Here is an 18948-nt window from a genome sequence, read left to right on the forward strand (position 1 = left end):
TTCACAAAAAATCCCCCCAATCGCTCAAGAACATACCAGAATGCTCAACACAGGGCATTAAAGTCCAATAAAAACGCCTCAAACTAACTAAGCCATTAAATTTGTCGGCAAACATTGGCCCTAAAAGCAATATAATCCCGCACAGATAAAACATCGACATTTTAAGTTAAGTCACAAGCTAGGACATCTCCAAGATTCAAAGACATGACTAACTTAAACAAAAAAGGTCGTCCACGACTACCAGACCGTAGATAATAGGTCTTGCGTCGCACTCGCAAAAATTAATGTAAATCGAGGCCTACGCTGGATACTGCCATGCCAAACTGAGCGAATCGACCGAATAAACATCACTGATCCGGACCGATAATCGCATCCGCCTGCCAACCTGAGGGTGGATTTCCATCGCCGGGGCGCCAATATGCCTTGGGGGCGTCCACCGCTAACATATCCAGACGGGCACTCAACCAGCTCACAATCTCTGGCTTTAATTGCCCTAGACGATGGGCATTCCCTGCTTCATTTGGATCAATTTCCAAGTTAAACAGCTCATAGACCCAGTGCTGCCCCTCCAATGCTGTGCGACGCATTTTCCAGGGCCAGTGTATAATCGCACCCCTCCGCAATCGCTCACTATCTTCGAGCATAAATACAATCTCCCGGCGAAATGATGTATCAGTCTGTCCAAATAACACAGGACTCAAATCCAGACCATCAATCATACGATCCTGTGGCAACTCTGCACCCGCAAGCGCTGCGCTAGTGGCAAACAAGTCTGCCACATAAGCCAAAGCCTCAGACGTCTCACCAGCAGCAATACGTCCGGGCCAATACGCAAAGGCGGGCACACGAACTCCTCCCTCATAGTAAGTCCCCTTCGTACCACGCAGCTTTCCATTGGATGCCTGATGATTAACCGGCCCCCCATTATCAGAAAGAAAAAACACAATTGTATTATCTAGCTGCCCTTCAGCTTTCAACGCATCAATCATACGTCCGAATTGATAGTCCATAGCCGAAACCAAACCAAGTAAACCCCTCCGCTCCTCATTTGCCTCATCACTGAAAGGGGCCATATAGTCCTCAGTAGACTGCATCCAAGGATGCACCGCAAACATAGCATGATAAAGGAACATCGGCCCACTATCATAATCATGCTCATGAATAATGCGAACCGCATCATCGCCCAGCAAATCAGTCGCATAGCCCTCCTCGTATACAGGCTGACGATTACGATGCCAATCATGCCCTCCCTGCCAAGTATGTGTAAAGTGATCGATCGCAGTGTAGAGACCATAATGATAGTCAAAGCCTCGCTCAGTCGGCAGGTAAGCTGGTTGACTATGCCCAAGATGCCATTTCCCCACTAGATAGTTCTTATACCCGGCAGATTTGAGCACGTCAGCCAGCGTCACTTCATCGATCGGCAAGCCATAACTGAGATGGTTCAGCACTACGCCGGAAGCCATACCGCTTCTCCAAGGGTAGCGCCCAGTCATTAACGCAGTGCGCGTCGGTGTACAAATCGGTTGTGCGTAAAAACGATTAAAGCGCAGACCCGCAGCACTGACTCGGTCCAAATTAGGTGTCGGAGCTTCGCCCCCATGGTAGCCAATATCTCCCCATCCGAGATCATCAGCCATAACCAAAACTATATTTGGACGACTTGACGCGGCATTCAAGTATGCGTCTTGATCAAGTCCGCTGATAGAGAGGAAACACAAAAATAAGAATAATCGTTTCATAAAATAATACACAATGATTTGAATAATAAATAAGTAATCGCGATGCTTTCAGCTCAAAGATCAACACTCGGAACGTGCTCCAGCCAGCCAGCACGATGTGCGCTCGCTAACTCAAACAGAACATCTGAATAACGAGGATCATCGATTAAATTGATAGTCTCAGCGGGATCTTCACGCAAATCGTATAGCTCTCGTAAACATAGTTCGCCGCTAAGTCGGTGACGCCATTCAACATAGCTGAAATTAGCGGTTCTCATCGATCGGCCAATGACACCTTTCCAGCCAGCCCCTCTTCCTGCGAGTGAATACACCGCATCCTTCCATGCTCGCTCCGGTTCTTTCAATAATGGCACAAAAGAAGTGCCCTCCAAATCATCTGGCATCGAAACACCCGCCAGTTCACAAATGGTCGGAAAAAGGTCAACCAGTTCCACCAAACCAGCACTCACCTCCCCTTTACGAGCTGAATTCGGATCTATCACTAGAAGAGGCGTATGCGAAGCCTCTCGAAATGCGGTAAATTTACACCATAATTCTTTTTCTCCCAAGTGATAGCCATGATCACCTGTAACGACGATAATCGTATTCGCGGCCAGATCCAAACGATCAATCTCGTCGATGAGCCTTCCTAACATCGCGTCCACAAAGGATACACATGCGTAATAACCATGCATCAATGTACGGGTGAGCTCGTCCGAGAGCATCGCTTGATGCGGAATACCATCATAGAGTCGCAACTCAAAACCTTCATGATATGGCAGCGCAGGCGCATAAACAGGACGCTGACGAGGCAACGGGAGATCAAATTGATCACGATCGTATAAATCCCAGTATTCCAGCGGGCAGGTAAAGGGCAAATGCGGCTTTATAAAGCCAACAGAGAGGAAGAAGGGCTGATTCTGATTATTGCGAAGCTGATGGATTGCCTGCGATACAATTCGGCCATCGTAATACTGTAACGCATCCAAAGAAGCGGCTTCATATGCGGGCCCCACCAGCCACATCCCCTGACGTTCATCAGCTCTTGTAGCTTGGTACTCGCGGCTATTTTTCTGGTAGATTTCGCGATTCTGTTGCAATGCATAAATCGACTTTTTATGACTTGGCAACAGCTCAACATCCCAAACTGAACTATCACGGTTTCTAGCATCGAAAACCTTACCAATACTAATTGTTCGATAGCCCTGTGAACTAAAAGCTTCTGGCAAGGTAACTGCGTCGGGACGCGCATCACGGAATTGATCTTCATTAACGTAGCACTCTAAGGTGTCTGGACGCAAACCCGTCAATATCGAGGCACGACTAGGGGCACACAGAGAAATTTGCGAGTACGCATTTGACATTACGACGCCACGTTCCGCCAGTCGGTCGAAATTAGGAGTTTGTGCATGCGGATCTCCATACGATGATAAAAGAGGCCGCAAATCATCTACCATCACCAAAACTACATTTGTCTGCCTCATGTGACTACACAAGGGGAGGCATCCAATCATCAGCAAGGCACATTCCAATAGACGCCTCAAACTCACGAAGCTACCTTGTTTGATTTTACCGATCATATGTTTCATCAACCAGAGGCATTCATCAAAAAACAAATAAGCCTTAAAGCTCCTCGGACGGCGCTGCACGCCGTTGCTGGAGGATACGTTGCGTCTCTTCAGCGCGAGCACGTGAGATGGGGTAAAAATACAACAAAAGCATCCCTAGCATCACCACACTAGCTTGCCCAAGCACAAAAACAGTTTTAAGGCGATCCAGCACACTGGGATCCAGCGTACCATTTGCCGCAGCTTCAGCATCAAAAGCAATTAAACTCAACATTGAACCACCAAGGATCGATGCCACAGCTACTGACATTTTACGAGAAAAACCGCCTACGGCACTAAAAATGCCCTCGCGACGTAAACCGTTTTCGCGTTCGTCCTCTTCACAGACATCGCCAATCATTATAAAAAACATCATCCAAGATCCCTGCAGTCCAAAGCCAACCAAGGCAGTTGAAGCCAATTGTAAATAGGGCCACTCAGGACGCAATGTCCACCACATACTACTGACACCAAGCAAAGTCAATGAAAGCAAAATAAAGCAGGCAGGTTTCTTCCCCAATCGGGTGGCAATGGTCGTCCCTAACAACACACTCAAGTATGAAAACCCGGCATAGGTAGATCCAGCGATACCAGCCAAAGCGGTCCCTGCATCGCGATCCCCTCCATAGATATAGAAAATATTTACATATAGACTCAGATTCACGAATGTTGCCAAGCCAGTTAACATCACCACATTCGCAGATACGACAATTAGGAAGGCACGATTCTTTAGGGTGAGCTTAATTGCATCCAGAAGTTTAATTTTTTGCTGATCCTCAGCACGAGCAATCTCACGCCCGACTATAGCGGGCAATAACCCCGATACCAAAATAATCACGCCCATCGCAACACTGACCCAAATCGCCCCTGAAACAACACCACCAAAACCGTCAAATTCAATAAAACGCGGCAACCACGGCATAAAAAAGGACGCAGTAAGCCCAATATAGTTAGGCCAAGCTAATAAACGTGTTCTCTCATCATAATCAGAGGTCATCTCAAATCCCAAGGCTTGGTATGGGATGATAAAGACTGTGTACGCTAAGAAATACAGCACACCAAATATTGTTAACCACCAAAAAACCGTCCAATCAGCTGAACTCGGCGCCATCCACAATAATGGCAGCAACAGTACCGTCGCTATAATTCCCGCAACGATATAGGGACGACGACGCCCCCAACGAGTACGCGTATTATCCGAAAGGTTACCCATAATCGGATCTGTAATGGCATCAAAAAATCGTGGAATAGCCATAGCCCACCCAAGTAAAACAGGATTTACAAATAAGCCGATATTATAAACTGGAAGCACTAGAGCACTAAATCCATTCATAATCAGATTGTCCGCTAAAGCACCACTGGCATAACCTAGTTTCTGCTTCATTGACACTCGATCGCGGTGATCCGATGACTGTTGTTCTTTTGGGGCTGGCGAATTATTCACGTTTTAAAATTATATTGGGATAGAGCAGGTCCACCTAGTTGAAATGAATCAGGGCTTAGCTTGATGAAAGACAAAAGAAAGCGGCAAATCCCCGCGAGCAGCTTCTCCATTTTTATATAAATGCCCCGGCTTAAAAACATCTTCAGAATAACGCCATAGTCCCGCACGACGGGCTGGTAGAATACCAAGTGCCTCAAATTCTATGTAAAGAATTTCTCCGGGCGTCAATCCAGCTACTTCGAAATGAGCACGGCTTAGATTCAAATTGTAAATCTCATTAGGAGGAATCGTGACTTCAGCCAATAAATCCCCCCGAGGCCCCTGCTTGCGCAATCGAACCACCACGCCACGCTCGGGATAATGAGCGATAAAGAATGGCCAGCGCCACTCAACATGACGCAAGCGATCTGTTACTGCAATAAAGCTTTGTCCCACTGTTTGCACTGTAGAAAGATCAATTTCGGCATCCGGAAAATCGGCCCCAATACCCACTACTTCATAACTATTCACATACTCTTGGTAATCAGGCGCCACATCAACCAAGTCCGTTCGGTAACGAGACAAACGACGTTGCATATCCCGCACGACTTCACGGTAAGCTGGATCATCAATTAAATTCTGAAGTTCGAGCGGATCTTTATAGAGATCAAAAAGTTGCTCATACTGCGGCCTTGGCCCAGTATAACGCACGAGCTTATATCTATCGGTACGTACGCCGATGTTTTTCGGAATATCCCCAGGATACATCTCAAAGATATAATCATGAAAGACATCCTCACGCCAGTCACTTGGCACCCGGTCTTCGACGAGCGGCTTGAGACTACGGCCTTGCATGTGCTCAGGTACTGCGACATTCGCATATTCTAAAAATGTAGGGGCATAATCGATACTCTGAGTCAGAGCGTCCACTCTTTTCCCTCGATCAGCAGCTGGCAACCTGGGATCATATACGATCAATGGCACATGAATACTTGGCTCATACATCAGCCATTTACCATGAAAACCCCACTCATGCAGAAAGTGACCATTATCACTCGCATAGATAATAACCGTATTATCAGATAAGCCTTGCGCTTCTAATGACGCACGAATCCTTCCAACGGCTTCATCGAGTCCGATGATCAAACGATAGTATTCACGCACAAACTGCGAATGTACTTCGCGTAACTGATCCACACTGGCTCCATTGAGTGAAATACGAAACGTACGCATAAACGACGGTAAGGCAGCAATTGATTCTTCATTCAACGTGTCGGGATAAGGAATAACTACATCATCCAACTCACCCGCGAAACGTCGGTCATATTGATTCCACGGTCCATGTGGAGCCTTAAAGCTGACCGACAAACAAAAAGGACGATCCTTAGGTGCAGTTGCAAAAAAGGTTTCAGCCTGATCTGCCATCACTTGTGTCAAATGACGCTCTTGACGATTTGCAGTATAATAATGCCCCTGCCCGACTAAACCCTTCCAAAAATCGAAGCGTTTCCGATACGGCTCCATAGTAGAGGCAATGGTGGCAGCGACTCCCCACTTTCCGATAAAGCCTATGTAGTAGCCCGCCTCTTGGAGTAAAAACGGATAGAGTTGATCACGTTGCTCAGGAGTAAAATCAGCACTGAAATCACGCACACCAGAGCTACGATTGTACATCCCGCTAAAAATCGCCGCACGATTAGGCGCACATGCCGAAGAAACTACAAAACTCTGCTCAAATAAAACGCCTTCATCTGCCAATGCATCGATTTTTGGCGTGTCGAAAACAGTATTCCCAGTCACTCCCAGAGTATCATAACGCTGATCATCCGCTAGTAGAAATACTATATTCGGCCGCTTGGCATGCACCAAATGCAGCAACGCTAAGCATAAAAAAATTAGGGCGATTTTCATTCCAGGAGCAATACGGTCAAGAGGATGCGTCGAGTATCGAACACGCATATAAATAGACTCCAGAGGTCCATCCCATCATCGGCGGCATAGGATACTCATCTGAGACATCGATGCCTCCAGTCACTGCGTTATACTTCTCCCACAGCTGTCCGCTTCTTTCAAAGTTCAGCTCAATGGTGTCGGTATATTTACGTGCGATACCTTCCGCAATGTCCGGACGACCATAACGTAGAGCGCCCTTCATTGCTAAAAACTGAATCGGCGGCCATGCGTTAGGATAGTCCCACTGATAAATTTGCTCAGGACATAGTCCCTGATCGGCTCCAGTAGAAACACCGCAGGCTAATTCGAGCACACCATCAGCCGCTTCGAATATAGCAGCGGCCTGATCTGCAGACGGAAGCCCACATGCCAATGCATAATAATTGGATGCAGTAACCACAGAACCTTGCTCTCGGCGTGCCCAATCATAGTCAAAGTAAAGCCCTTGACTCTCATTCCAAAGAAACTCATCGCACAACATCCGTCGCTGTGCCGCACGTGCGCGCCAAACTTCAGCATCCTCCCCGAGTTCGGAGGCGAAGTCTCCCGCGATTTCTTCCATGCTCAAAACCAATGCGTTGAGGTCGACAGCATAAAAATCAGGACAACGACGGTCGTATCGCGGCGTAAAGTCCCAATTTTCTGCTTCAGCAATGGCAGCTGCTAAATAACGCCGCCGCTCAGAACGATCTTCAGGTATATCGTTTAAGCGATCTTTAACCACATCATAAAATTGATCAATTTCGACTGGACTTGCATGCGTGTAATGACGGTTCAGTCCATCCGGTCCAATACGCATCCCCATCCAATAGGAATACTCAATTTGCAATGCTTCGAATGCTTCAGCCAACCACGCCTTATCACCAGTCTGCTTATAAACAGCCTCATAAAGCATCGCGGCAACAGGCAGTTGCGACCGGTTTAAATGCCCTTCAATATTAAAATTAGGAATATATCCTAACGTATTACATAGGTGAATAAAATTATTTGCATTCGAGAGAGCTAAATCCAAGCGTCCTTCAAGGATTAGCCCCTCGCATGTAAAATAGGTATCCCAGTAGAAAAAGGCCCGAAACGTAGGCCCCATAGTGGGCACTGTATACTTTTCAGGCAGCGGTATGGCTCCAAGCAGTTCACTTTTCTCAACTACAGTGGCATCCCAATTCGCACTGATATAATCTTTAACGCGTTGTTGAATAGAAGATTCGTTCATAATTAATTAGTATTCCTAAAATGTGAGTGATGCTTAAACTACTGTGGTATCCAACACCACGGCCCCCTGATGATACTCAAAATCCAGTTCACCGTTGACTAGTAGCTCGCGACCATCGGCAAGCTGTAAACGTATATTCTCTGTAGTTCGAATAGAACATTGAAACACTCCATCATCTTGAAGTTTCCAGCTTAAATCTATTAAAGCTCCCGAAGACGTCGGATACGTCCCCTTCGCATAACTCATACCGCCAGCCATCGGTCTAAAATGGTACACGCGCTCCCCCAAGTCGAAGCGTGGCTGCAAGCCCAAGATATAGCGACTCATAATCCAGGTAGGACAGCCCGACCACTGATGACAGTGGCTCCAGCGCGTATCAAATACTTCAAACCAAGTCGTCACCCCTTGATCCAGCATCCACCCCCAGCAGGAACGGAACTGCTCAATCACAAACTCAATAGCACCATTCTCTGCCAACACTGGTAATACAAAGTGCATAAAAAAAGGAGTAATCAACTGAGTTGACTCAACGCGAGTATCCGAGAGTCGAGGCGCAGATAGATTATTCGGAAAGCAAGATTCAATATGCTCCTGCAAGAACTCTACACAGCGCTCACAATCCGAATCCGTAAACAACCCCTGCCCCAATGCAAGCGCAGCACTATGGAAGCCCATATCAGGAGAGAACTGCGATAAGCTCGTTTGCTTTAGCTCCTCAAGTAATGTCTGATATTTAGCGTCATAGCTAGCAACATCCTCATGTTGACCTATACGCTCTGCCCACCACGACAAACTTTTAAGTGCTTTCAAATAAAAGAAACTCAAGGCTGGATCCATACTTACATCCTGTGGTGAATTATCCAGAAACACACTCGCAGAGCCTTGATAGCCCCAATCGACAAAGTTCCACAAGTCAGGATTACGTCGCAGTCCGCCTCGCACTCGATATGGTTCAAAAAAATTAATGTTCTTACAAGCGGCCGGATAGAGCTCTTTCAGCATTGCGAGGTCGCCGCCCAATTTATAATACTGCGGCAGAGCTGAAACCCATTGAATCGAAAACGAAGGAAGATATTCACGAGTACCAGGATAGACCGCAGGAATCAGCCCATCCTCACGTGCACATTGAGCAGCTTGCCGCAAACCACGTGCCAAAGGCCTGAGATCCGAATACGCAACCGATAGAATATCCATGCCAGGTCCAACGACATCCCCCAGCCATTGCCCTCGTTCACGTGAGGGATTATCAGTAATTACATCCTCCGCGCAACTTCGCAGAGTATCAACTCCCACTTGCCAAATCCGGTTTAGGAGTGGATCACTGGTTTCAAAGCTACCTTCGCTGCTTACTGGATAATAACAGCGTTCCACAAAATCAAAAGCATGCATTCGTATGCTTGCTGCATTTGCCAGGACATGCAGTTCTATATACCGAGCCCCTTTAGGCTTCATTGGCCGAAATTTTTGTCGACCGCCCTGAGCCACAAAAGTATCCAAAGGGCAGGAATCCGTCCCTCCCCCACTTTTCAGATAGGGAACCACACGTCCCTGCGTCAAACTCTCCGCGTACGCAACTTGCACCAAAGCACCCGCCGGCAAATCGAGCTCGAAATCTACATGTCCAAGCTGCACCCGTCCAAGGTCATATCGCCACCAAAGCCCCCCCACTGGTATCTCCGTAGGGTTTAAATCACGTATAGCAAAGCTCATTGCCGGATCATGATCGTACATACTCATAGGAGCCAAATTTCCTTGTTCGATCACTTCACACCGGCAACGATGCCGTTGCATCTCTGCCATGTTAATCGGTGTGCTCTTCAGCAGATCCACCTCCGGAAGCATGAGTGTCCAATCACTATCATCAAAGTCTGCGAGTTTCCAGTTCTTAGCAAGCAGCCGTGTATCGACCCACTCCGACCATCCCAATACGCAACCAATACGACGGCCCGTACGTCTAAATGCCTCACATTTCTGTATGCGCCATTCTAAAGCATGGGATTTACCAGCCAACTCGCAAGCATAAGCAAAAAAGGGCTCAACATCTGCCTCCATTAAGCGGGTGGTCACCCCTTCATAATGTAATAATACCGCAAAAACATGTAATCCAGGCTCTAAGTGAAACTCAACTGACTGATACTCGATGGCACATTCTGGCGTTCGGTGCGGTCCCTCCTCTATAAAATCACCATTCAGAGCGAGTTCGAACCAGGATGCACCAGTAAATCTCAGAACCACTCTAGTTCGCTCAGCCAGCTCCACCTGCGCACGTAACTGCCAGTAGCTATCAGTCTCAAGCCCTTCTCCTATCTTAAATAAATTCAACATATCAACTAAAACACATAAAACAAAACAGAGAACTAACAATTCGTCCAAGCACTTAACCCCAAAGCTCCCTGTATTTACCGATCATCCAACACTCAACAATTATAATTCAGCAAAGAGTTTAAGATCGCGAAATCCGATCTCGATAGATTGCTGAGACAGCCCATTCGCATGCATAAAGATAGCTTTGAAAGCGACATTATCGAAATCAAAGCCTTCAAAACTCGTTTTGGCTTCACCTCGCCCATGCACAAAAGGTGAAATCTCCTTACCTCTATCATAAATTCTCTTAGTATCCTCACGCAAAGATGCTACATAAAGCACCCAGCCGTCCGCCGCCTTGCCAACAGGTCTAAATTCTACCACGAAGCTACGCCCCTTCACATCTTCCAAGGCCAAACTCATATTAATCGTGCGATCCGTCGGCTCGAGTGCCTTAATCAAGATCGACAATTCTTGAAAGCGAATTGGCATTAAATCCCAGACGAGCAACGCTCGCTCAAACCCTTTAGTCGGATCAACCACTGTATGTAAATAGCGTCCGTTACGATCATTCGCCACTGACCAACTACCAAATGCTTGGGCAATACGTATCTGCTTCTCTACATTACGATATGGAGCAAAATTCTCATAATACACAAGCCGCCGCGGCTCCATCTCTTCTGTCTCACCAGACAGGCTAATCAGCGCTGTAAAAAGAGAGCAAAAAGATAATAAACGATACAAGTGACACAAATATCTATAAATCATATCTTTTCCTCCATCACTTTCCCATTCAGCGAGAGTAACCAACGACCCATTGCTGGCAGCATAATCTGCCCCGCTTGCAAACTAGGCACAGTGATATCACGTCGAACGGAAACACTATATTTCTGTCCGTTAAAATACAGCCTATCGACAGAAACATGATCTTGTTCAGGCATAAGCTCTGGCTCAAATAAGAGTCCATCAGCCACTGGAGTCATCCCTAATATTCCATCGATAAAATAGTAGGGAACTAAACCAGACTCAGGGAATTCACGCACAATTCCAAATATATCAGAATTCCCCATATTATTGGCAGGATCACGGTTCAGCTGATCTAGGTAGAATTCCCGCACAATTCCCCTCCAGCGTTGCGCAACATTTTGCGGAGTCGCATAATATTTACGTGCATGTAAATCATAATAGGACGTATAAAAAATGGCCCCTCCGTTTTGAACCTGTCCACCGAATGCTGCATTCCCCCCGGGGTCGACACTGAGTGCCCCATTCCAAGTATTAATCGCATCTTTTGCCCACTGCGCATCTATGGTATTCGCACGCGCAGCGAAACCAAATACATAGATATCCGCGCCCTTAGAATCATCCCCTTCAACACGACGATGCCCATCCAACCATGCCAAAACCCGTCTGGCCTTATATTCATCGGCCAAACCTAAGGCCAGAACCATTTGATTCACAAATGTGAAACCATAATCATGCACCTTTCCGTTCACATCGATCCAGCCCACATAACGCCCAGTCTTCTCATTCCAAAAAGTAGAATTAAAACGCTCTTTGACCTGCATACGCAACGTCCGATACCGCTGCGCAGCCTCCTCCTCACCTAACGAAGCCTCGAGTTCAGCAAACTTTTCAAGTGATTCATAGAACAAGGCATTCGCATAAGCCGACTGATGACCAAACAACCAAAAATCCCAATAATTACTGCCGTGACTACCTGGAGCTCCATCCGTCTCTCGATCTTCAAATACCACTAAACCTTCGCCGCCCTTCAATTGCAGTAACGAATACTGCATGGCGCGTCTGGCCTTAGAAAGAATGCTCTCTCCTGTCTTAGGGTCCTGCTTATTCAAAAAGCGCAGATCTCGCTGCATCAAATAATGATGCGCCACAGCCATAGGATAAATCGCATTATTTACATAGTGGACTGAATGCCCTAAATGCTTCGGCGAATTTGGCGCAGCCCATACCAAGCCATCATCATCTACCGGATTGCCAGCAATAAAGTCTTCCAAGCGACGGGCTTCCGCATTCTCCCCTAACCAACTCAGTTTTTTAGCCCCCCAATAGAGCCACTCGTTACTGCCAATACAAACCATTCCACCATCGACGGGACGATTCGTCTCCCACCACGTGTCAAAACGCTGATGTACCTGATTCTTAGCCACCCCAAAAGTCAACCACATGTTCCACCAAGTCGCGCTCATGCGGGGATCCTCTCCTTCAATCGACCAAGCCATCTTGGTTTCGCCATAAATTTGAGCGGTTCCGATACTCCACGCCACCTCCCCCTGCTCCTCCGGGACTACAATCTTTATCCCACTAGCAATTAAATGATTTAATGGTATCCACAACTCATTCCCCTGCGGATCAGGCAAAAAAGAAAATACCGCGCTTGGCACAGAATACCATGGGCCACGCTCTCCTACGGTCGTCAATACCCGTAAATGTTTCGGGAAGGGCTGCCCCGACTGCCCCTTTAAGACCAGCCAATCCACAGAAACCAGTCCATCGAAAAGCAACTCATTGACCGCGCCCACATAGCTCGCGCCCACACCACTCCAGTCAACCGCCCCCCCGGACAAAGGCTGCCCGGTCCGTGAATCCAAAGCGACAACGGGCTTGGTAGCTCCCTCCGCATGCTGCTTACCAGATAAACCAATTGCTCGCCATTTAGCCATCACGGAGGTATCCACGTCCAGTGCTATATCAATTGGCGCACGAACATCCCCTTGCCCACGTGGCCCCAACACCCAACGCCCACTGCCAACATCCCAAATGTAGTAAACCGACTCGAGAGCTCCAGCCGGACCGCCCACATAACGCCCCCCCGCAAATGCAGTCAAAGCAATCACGGCCGAACAAAGATAAACTATTATTATAGATAGACGCAGCACAACTCGAAGATCTGTAAATTTTGATTACATTCAAGCATTATTTAACATAAAATTTTATATTAAGCACAACACACCCCCCGCTACGCAACACACGCACACCTCCCACCTCCTCCCCAGAACTTCCAATCAGCTACAAGTCGCGCTCAAAGAGAAATCATACACCACACTGCAAGCACCTAAAAAAAAAGGGCTTAATAACAAACGAAAAATAGCCCACGAATAACTCACAGAGCATCCATATCGAAAGTAAATTTCTACAGAACTCAAACTAAGCCAATCCCCACGCGCTCAAAAAATACATAAAAAATAAAAAAATACGGAACAAACAGAGAACCCAACAGACACTTAATTACGTAAAGAATCTACAATTACAATTGCTGCTTTCAACACCCCCCAATATAAGTAAAAATCGCACTTGAAATTTGCCCCCCAACCCAACGATAATAAGCCTCGCCTCACCCCCGACTTCAAATAGAAAACAAGTTTTTCTTGTATTTATAATCAACTAAAACAGAAACAGGACACAAATGATCCAAAAACAACCCAACCCAAACTCAAAAAAAGCAGCCTTCACGCTACTTGAGGTACTCATCGCAATCGCTCTACTCGCGGCGATTGCAGCATTGCTCATTTCCAACCTGGATAAAATCCTCGGTGGCGGGAACAAGGAAATCGCTCGCATTTTTGTCGAAGAAACACTAGAAACTCCGCTCATGACCTACAGAATCCACATGGGCAACTACCCATCCACGGAGCAAGGTCTGGCAGTGCTCATGAAAAAGCCATCCGATGAAGCGGTCAACTGGCAAGGCCCTTATGTTAAGAAACTTTCGAACGACCCCTGGGGCAAACCTTACCAGTATGCCTTCCCCGGCACACACAACACCGATTCGTACGACATTTGGTCCTGGGGTCCGGATGGCGTAGAGAGCGGTGACGACATAGGCAACTGGTCCAAAGTCAAAGACGAGGATGACCTTTAATTCGGGCTCTCAGCGCTCGGACCAGCATCGAATTCTCGCCTAAAGAATGCTATGCCGAACTCCCACACAGGCAAACAAGGCTTCACCGTAGCGGAAGTTTTGATGACTGTATTGCTACTTGCAGCGATACTGGGCCTAGTGGTCGCAAATTATTTTTCTTTCGACGGGGCGCTCGATAAGCGCCCTGCCGAAAGTCAAATTCGCCTGGCAGTAGCTGATGCACATCGCCTGGCACGCACCCATCGTGAAACAATTTTTTTAAGTTACGATAAGGAAGCCGAGCGTATCCTGCTCACTAATGACACTGGCAAGCAATTCGACAGCTATAATTTCCCGCAAGGCAGCGATGCCAGCGTCCATTTTTTTCGCATACTCCCCGAAACTCAATTTGAAGATGAAGCATCTTTTGAGCATGAAGAATATGCGGTGAATGCCTTACGTTTCCAACCTTACGGGCCTTCGGCCCCGTTTATTGTCGAACTAAAACTCGCCAGTGAACTGATCGAATTACGTTTTGACCCCTTTTCCTCAATCTATTGGAGACAAACCGATGCGCTTTAAGTCCAACCGATCTGCTGGCTTCACCTTAGCAGAAGTCGTTGTGGGGGTTTTGCTACTAGGACTCACCGCATCGCTGTTGGGACGAGCTATTTCTGACTCACTCCGAGCCTTTGAACAGAATCACCGCGGCGATGCCTACGCTTACCCAATGAAACGTGTCAGAGATGAAATTCTGCTGTCTACATCACGTGCCCAAATCGAAGAAGGCGGAGAATTAGAAATTCAGGTCACCACCAACACCCCTCGCGAAGGCGAAACACAGGAAACCAATACTATCAACGCTCGCTGGGAGGCGGAGATCCACTCTACTCGCATTATCAACCTCTATCAGGTCGACTTTTCGGTTAATTTTGATGGAGGCGAAAATGAAGCTCGGAAAATTGATAGCCAAATCATTGCCTTCCGCACAACATGGGCCGACCCCGAAGAAATGGAGCAACTGCTGGAAGCCAAAGAAGAGGAATTTAGAGAACGCCAAAGTGCTCGCGGCGAATCTGAGGAAGGGGAAAACATCTGATGCCCAACCACAAGCAAAACACCCAACAAGGGCTCAGTTTCCTAGAGGTATTGTTAACAGTTTCAATGCTCGGACTGCTCATGATAGCAGGATCCACCATGCTCTACTCCTTCAGCCGTACCTATTTCAATTTAGAGACTGGCCCCCAATTCGAACGCCATGCCGACGGCATTGTAGAGATGTTGGATTACTTCGCTAGTATTTCATCCGACCCAAACGCTCCTCCCGGACGCCATTATAATTGGAAAGAATCCCCAATTTCCAAACAACCGACTCTAGAGTTCACACTTGACCACGACATTGCTCTCTTTGTCAGCGATCTGGCACCATTACCTCCAATCAAAGCCTACCTCGAATTTCAAAAAGAAGAAAACCAGTTTTGGTTGGTTTGGTATCCCGACCCGAAATTCACCAATAACAAGCCAGAGTATCAGTACACACTCCTTTCACCATGGGCCGGAGACATCGAATACGGTTACTATGATAATGAACAAAAATCCTGGGAATTCGAACTCGCTAGTTCCGACAGCAGGCAACACGGGACACGCCGCCCCACCCGCGTACAACTAATCTTCGAACGCGAAGGACAAAGCCTTCGTCGCTACATCGACTTCCACAACGAAAACCGACGTGCCCTTACTTACTAAACAACCAGACCGACGAAAATCAGGAGTCGTACTTGTCATCGTGCTTGGCATTACGATGGTCATGGCGTGGCTGGCGATCGAAGTGCTGCAACATGTAAGGCAGGAACTCGCGATAAAAAATTCCCCCTTAACAGAAAACCAACTTCGCCAGACTGCCTATCAACTACTCGAAGTCAGCATTGCCGTCTTAGCAGAAACAAAACAGTTTGAGGGTGAACTCTACTCCCCAAGCCAGGGATGGGCATTTCCACTGATCTATGCAGGTATAGAAGACAGCGAAAACCTCTTAACAGCATTAAGTCCACAGACTGAGACCAGGGCTATAGACGATTCAAACGTCACCGACGATGATGTGACTAGTCCCACAGAGGATGAACTGCAGACTCCCCCGACAAGCGGCGAATCACTGCTGGACGACCTACTCACTGATGTCGCTGATAGTACACTGCCAACGAATGGCTACACGCGTGCAATTGCTCAGGTCGCGCCCTCTCAGTCACAAGTATCTTTCAGTGATTTAGCCTCCCTCAGCCTACCAGAGGGCATTCAAGCACGCGTCCGCCTCTACGATGAATCTGGCAAGTTATCCATCAAAGCCACATCGCCCGAACGGTGGATACTGTTTTTTCAGGAAATGGGATTCGAAGAATCCGAAAGTAAGGCCCTCTGCGATTCCCTGCTAGACTGGATCGATGCAGATAATGAAGAAAGGGAAAACGGAGCCGAAACCCTGACCTACAGCCAGCTGGAACCACCTTACCAAGCTCCCAATCGCGTATTACGCGACTTCCAAGAACTACGCTACCTACAAACATTTAAAACCAGCTTTTTTGATGAAAACGGACAGCCCAACAATGCATTTATCTTATTCAAGAACAACGTCTCCCTCTATCATAATGATGAAGTCAATCTGAACACAGCCAGCGAATTAGTCATCAACACACTCGCCGAAGAAAAAAACTTTGATGCCGACTCTCTTTTAAATTTCCTGGCAGGATCTGATATGGCATTTGGAACTCAGGATGATGCCATCCTACGCCCCGGACTTGAAGAAACTGATCTTCCCAAGGACGTAAATGGAGAACCTTTAAATTACAATCGAGCGATTCGCTACATTCGTGCTGAAATTGCGGTGAGCAATGGCCAAGCAATCTACTACCTAAATAGTATCCTCGATCTATCCACACAACATCCCGGTGGCGTCTATCCCTTCAAGATCGTACGCATTATCGAAAACCAGCCTCTTTCCTAATGTCCTCCTCGACTTCACTCACTCCCAACCCGGATTCCATGTCCACTCAAACACCAGAAAGTCACCCCGGCCCTCGATTGATTCCCTCGGCTCTGTTTTTTACAGCAATCTGCCCGGTTCCAGTAGGTATTCGTGCACGAGATATGTCGGCCATGGTACAAGGCTTGGTAGAAGAACACGCCCCCCTGCCCATCGAGCAAACCTCCTGGGGCTTCATACTGGACAATAAATCACGAAAAGAAAGTCACTTCCTTTACTACGCAGCCCCCCGTGATCTAGTATTCAACTCCACCGCAGAAGCCAACGATTCAAATCCAAATTCCGTAATTCCAAGCTTAGTTGCCACGACTGGCCTGCAATTCAAACGAGACACTTGGTTGTGCCTGTGGGAACCCGAATGCCTCAGCCTGATTCACTTCGCAGCAGGAAGCACCACTCCCGATCAAGTACATTCACAATTCCACCCGCATGATCAAGCCGAAGTCTCTATTACTGCGGATGCGCTACGCAGCAAGCTGCTCTCAGACTATGTAAACACAGCAGAAGATACAATCATCGACGGCTATATTCGCATAGAAAGCGCCACCCAAAACCAAAGAAAGGGCATCCAATTCAAATTATCTCAAAGTAACTCAGTGAACGGCACCTGGGCACCATGGAAACAAACAACGCTCTCACAACCAACGCGATTAATTGCGGCAGATTTACGAACTAAAGAAAGCCTATCAAACAGGCGATTACGCAAGCAATCAGGCAAGCGAATTGGTATCGTCATTGCATTGTTCGTGCTCACAGCCATGGTGCTGGGTATCTTCGAATACTTACAAATAAAGCAGCAAACTAAAGCTCAGGAATTGACAGAATTGGCGACTACACAGGAACCATTGGTGGATCAACTGAAAGAAATTGAAACGATGACAAAGTCTCTAAAAAGCATCTTTCAACAGGAGTTTTCACCCTTCCGTTGGCTCATGGCAATCAACGAGGCACGTCCAGTCACTCTATCTATCAGCAGCTACGCATTGGATAAGGAAGGCACTCTGACCGCCAACGGCGAAGCTAGCGAAGTCAAAGCGCTTAATTCATATGTCGATGCCCTAGAAGCAGACCCAAGGCTAAAATCCGTAACAATTGTAAATCTAAATACTAATAACGAAGGCGTCACTTTTAGCCTTAGAATGGAAACTGGTGACCTCCATGCCGAACCCTCACTCGTCCCAGCTCCTATAGCTGCAGAATCAGAGGAGGCAGACCAAGCAACCGCTGCACCACCAGCTGATTCTACAATGACGCCCCCGGAAGGACCACAATCATGATCCGTATTCTTCAAAATATTTCCAGCCGCGAGCGAACAATGCTGGCCGCGGTTATCTTTGTTTGCTTACTCATATGGCTGAGTTCCCTTGCCTCGCGTTGGGACCTGAGTAAGCAAACACTACAAGATGCCAATAAGCAAATCCGCCAGCAGAAAGTCTGGCTAGAAAATGCCCCACTGTTTCAAGCTCAGTTTGACCAGAATATGAGTCGTTTCGACACGAAGCAAATGCTTGGTGGCACCGAGCTCAGCACTTTCATCGATAGCTATGCACGGAAAAACAAACTGAAATACGAAATGACGCCTCCCGCCGTAAAGTCTGGCAAGTTATACTCCAAAGCATCGATGCGCGTCAGCCTCAGTAATATTTCGCTGGAAGATTTGATTAAACTTCAAATCGAACTCGACAGCAAGCGCCCATACATTGCGGTCGAAACCATTGCACTAGTAGCGAATCGATCAGATCCTCGGCTATTGAACGCACGACTCAATCTCACCTCACTCAGCATCCACTCGACGGACGCCCAAAAACTTAAAACACTTTAATTTCAT

General features: G+C 47.3%; 15 protein-coding genes. 7 read left to right on the forward strand and 8 right to left on the reverse strand.

Annotated features, from left to right (window positions below):
* Window positions 1-347: 347 nt before the first annotated feature.
* The 8 genes from QEH59_RS04585 to QEH59_RS04620 all read right to left on the reverse strand — a co-directional run bounded on the left by QEH59_RS04585 (window position 348) and on the right by QEH59_RS04620 (window position 13079).
* Window positions 348-1742, reverse strand: coding sequence for an arylsulfatase B (locus tag QEH59_RS04585; protein ID WP_308984173.1), 1395 nt, complete (start codon window positions 1740-1742; stop codon window positions 348-350).
* Between the two features lie 53 nt (window positions 1743-1795).
* Window positions 1796-3205, reverse strand: a complete 1410-nt coding sequence (locus QEH59_RS04590) for a sulfatase (protein WP_308984174.1) — start codon at window positions 3203-3205, stop codon at window positions 1796-1798.
* A gap of 139 nt (window positions 3206-3344) precedes the next feature.
* Window positions 3345-4712 (reverse strand): MFS transporter, encoded by a 1368-nt coding sequence (locus QEH59_RS04595; RefSeq protein WP_308984175.1) that lies wholly within the window; start codon window positions 4710-4712, stop codon window positions 3345-3347.
* Between the two features lie 108 nt (window positions 4713-4820).
* The gene (locus QEH59_RS04600; RefSeq protein WP_308984176.1) at window positions 4821-6662 is read right to left on the reverse strand and encodes a sulfatase family protein; all 1842 of its coding nucleotides are present in this window, start codon (window positions 6660-6662) and stop codon (window positions 4821-4823) included.
* Between the two features lie 16 nt (window positions 6663-6678).
* Entirely contained in the window at window positions 6679-7917 is a 1239-nt protein-coding gene (locus QEH59_RS04605; protein ID WP_308984177.1) for a trehalase family glycosidase, read from the reverse strand.
* 33 nt (window positions 7918-7950) lie between these two features.
* A complete protein-coding gene (locus QEH59_RS04610; protein ID WP_308984178.1) occupies window positions 7951-10242 on the reverse strand; it encodes a family 78 glycoside hydrolase catalytic domain in 2292 nt (763 codons plus the stop codon).
* 99 nt (window positions 10243-10341) lie between these two features.
* Window positions 10342-10989 (reverse strand): hypothetical protein, encoded by a 648-nt coding sequence (locus tag QEH59_RS04615; RefSeq protein WP_308984179.1) that lies wholly within the window; start codon window positions 10987-10989, stop codon window positions 10342-10344.
* A complete protein-coding gene (locus QEH59_RS04620) occupies window positions 10986-13079 on the reverse strand; it encodes an alpha-L-rhamnosidase-related protein (protein ID WP_308984180.1) in 2094 nt (697 codons plus the stop codon). The genes QEH59_RS04615 and QEH59_RS04620 overlap by 4 nt, the downstream gene beginning before the upstream one ends.
* Window positions 13080-13648: 569 nt before the next feature.
* On the opposite strand from QEH59_RS04620, the gene gspG reads away from it, so the two are divergent.
* From gspG to QEH59_RS04655, 7 genes are all read left to right on the forward strand, one after another.
* Window positions 13649-14104, forward strand: coding sequence for a type II secretion system major pseudopilin GspG (gene gspG, locus QEH59_RS04625; RefSeq protein ID WP_308984181.1), 456 nt, complete (start codon window positions 13649-13651; stop codon window positions 14102-14104).
* Window positions 14105-14155: 51 nt separating this feature from the next.
* Entirely contained in the window at window positions 14156-14665 is a 510-nt protein-coding gene (locus QEH59_RS04630; RefSeq protein ID WP_308984182.1) for a pilus assembly FimT family protein, read from the forward strand.
* Complete coding sequence (locus QEH59_RS04635) at window positions 14655-15182, forward strand: hypothetical protein (RefSeq protein WP_308984183.1); 528 nt, start codon at window positions 14655-14657, stop codon at window positions 15180-15182. The genes QEH59_RS04630 and QEH59_RS04635 overlap by 11 nt, the downstream gene beginning before the upstream one ends.
* Before the next feature lie 80 nt (window positions 15183-15262).
* Window positions 15263-15829, forward strand: a complete 567-nt coding sequence (locus tag QEH59_RS04640; RefSeq protein ID WP_308984184.1) for a hypothetical protein — start codon at window positions 15263-15265, stop codon at window positions 15827-15829.
* A complete protein-coding gene (locus QEH59_RS04645; protein WP_308984185.1) occupies window positions 15813-17081 on the forward strand; it encodes a type II secretion system minor pseudopilin in 1269 nt (422 codons plus the stop codon). Before QEH59_RS04640 ends, QEH59_RS04645 begins: the two co-directional genes overlap by 17 nt.
* Window positions 17081-18397 carry a hypothetical protein gene (locus QEH59_RS04650; protein WP_308984186.1) on the forward strand — a complete coding sequence of 439 codons (1317 nt, stop codon included), beginning with the start codon at window positions 17081-17083 and terminating at the stop codon, window positions 18395-18397. The genes QEH59_RS04645 and QEH59_RS04650 overlap by 1 nt, the downstream gene beginning before the upstream one ends.
* Entirely contained in the window at window positions 18394-18942 is a 549-nt protein-coding gene (locus QEH59_RS04655) for a hypothetical protein (RefSeq protein WP_308984187.1), read from the forward strand. The genes QEH59_RS04650 and QEH59_RS04655 overlap by 4 nt, the downstream gene beginning before the upstream one ends.
* Window positions 18943-18948: the final 6 nt, after the last annotated feature.

It is taken from the genome of Thalassobacterium sedimentorum (assembly GCF_031127905.1).
In the GTDB taxonomy this organism is placed as follows: Bacteria; Verrucomicrobiota; Verrucomicrobiia; order Opitutales; family Coraliomargaritaceae; genus Thalassobacterium; species Thalassobacterium sedimentorum.

Excerpts from the sequence above, each read along its gene's own strand:
- QEH59_RS04595 (WP_308984175.1), bottom strand. The coding sequence starts at position 4,712 with ATGAAGCAGAAACTAGGTTATGCCAGTGGTGCTTTAGCGGACAATCTG.
- QEH59_RS04610 (WP_308984178.1), bottom strand. The coding sequence starts at position 10,242 with ATGTTGAATTTATTTAAGATAGGAGAAGGGCTTGAGACTGATAGCTAC.
- QEH59_RS04615 (WP_308984179.1), bottom strand. The coding sequence starts at position 10,989 with ATGATTTATAGATATTTGTGTCACTTGTATCGTTTATTATCTTTTTGC.
- QEH59_RS04600 (WP_308984176.1), bottom strand. The coding sequence starts at position 6,662 with ATGAAAATCGCCCTAATTTTTTTATGCTTAGCGTTGCTGCATTTGGTG.
- QEH59_RS04635 (WP_308984183.1), top strand. The coding sequence starts at position 14,655 with ATGCGCTTTAAGTCCAACCGATCTGCTGGCTTCACCTTAGCAGAAGTC.
- QEH59_RS04650 (WP_308984186.1), top strand. The coding sequence starts at position 17,081 with ATGTCCTCCTCGACTTCACTCACTCCCAACCCGGATTCCATGTCCACT.
- QEH59_RS04590 (WP_308984174.1), bottom strand. The coding sequence starts at position 3,205 with ATGAGGCAGACAAATGTAGTTTTGGTGATGGTAGATGATTTGCGGCCT.
- QEH59_RS04655 (WP_308984187.1), top strand. The coding sequence starts at position 18,394 with ATGATCCGTATTCTTCAAAATATTTCCAGCCGCGAGCGAACAATGCTG.
- QEH59_RS04640 (WP_308984184.1), top strand. The coding sequence starts at position 15,263 with ATGATAGCAGGATCCACCATGCTCTACTCCTTCAGCCGTACCTATTTC.
- QEH59_RS04585 (WP_308984173.1), bottom strand. The coding sequence starts at position 1,742 with ATGAAACGATTATTCTTATTTTTGTGTTTCCTCTCTATCAGCGGACTT.
- QEH59_RS04605 (WP_308984177.1), bottom strand. The coding sequence starts at position 7,917 with ATGAACGAATCTTCTATTCAACAACGCGTTAAAGATTATATCAGTGCG.
- gspG (WP_308984181.1), top strand. The coding sequence starts at position 13,649 with ATGATCCAAAAACAACCCAACCCAAACTCAAAAAAAGCAGCCTTCACG.
- QEH59_RS04630 (WP_308984182.1), top strand. The coding sequence starts at position 14,156 with ATGCCGAACTCCCACACAGGCAAACAAGGCTTCACCGTAGCGGAAGTT.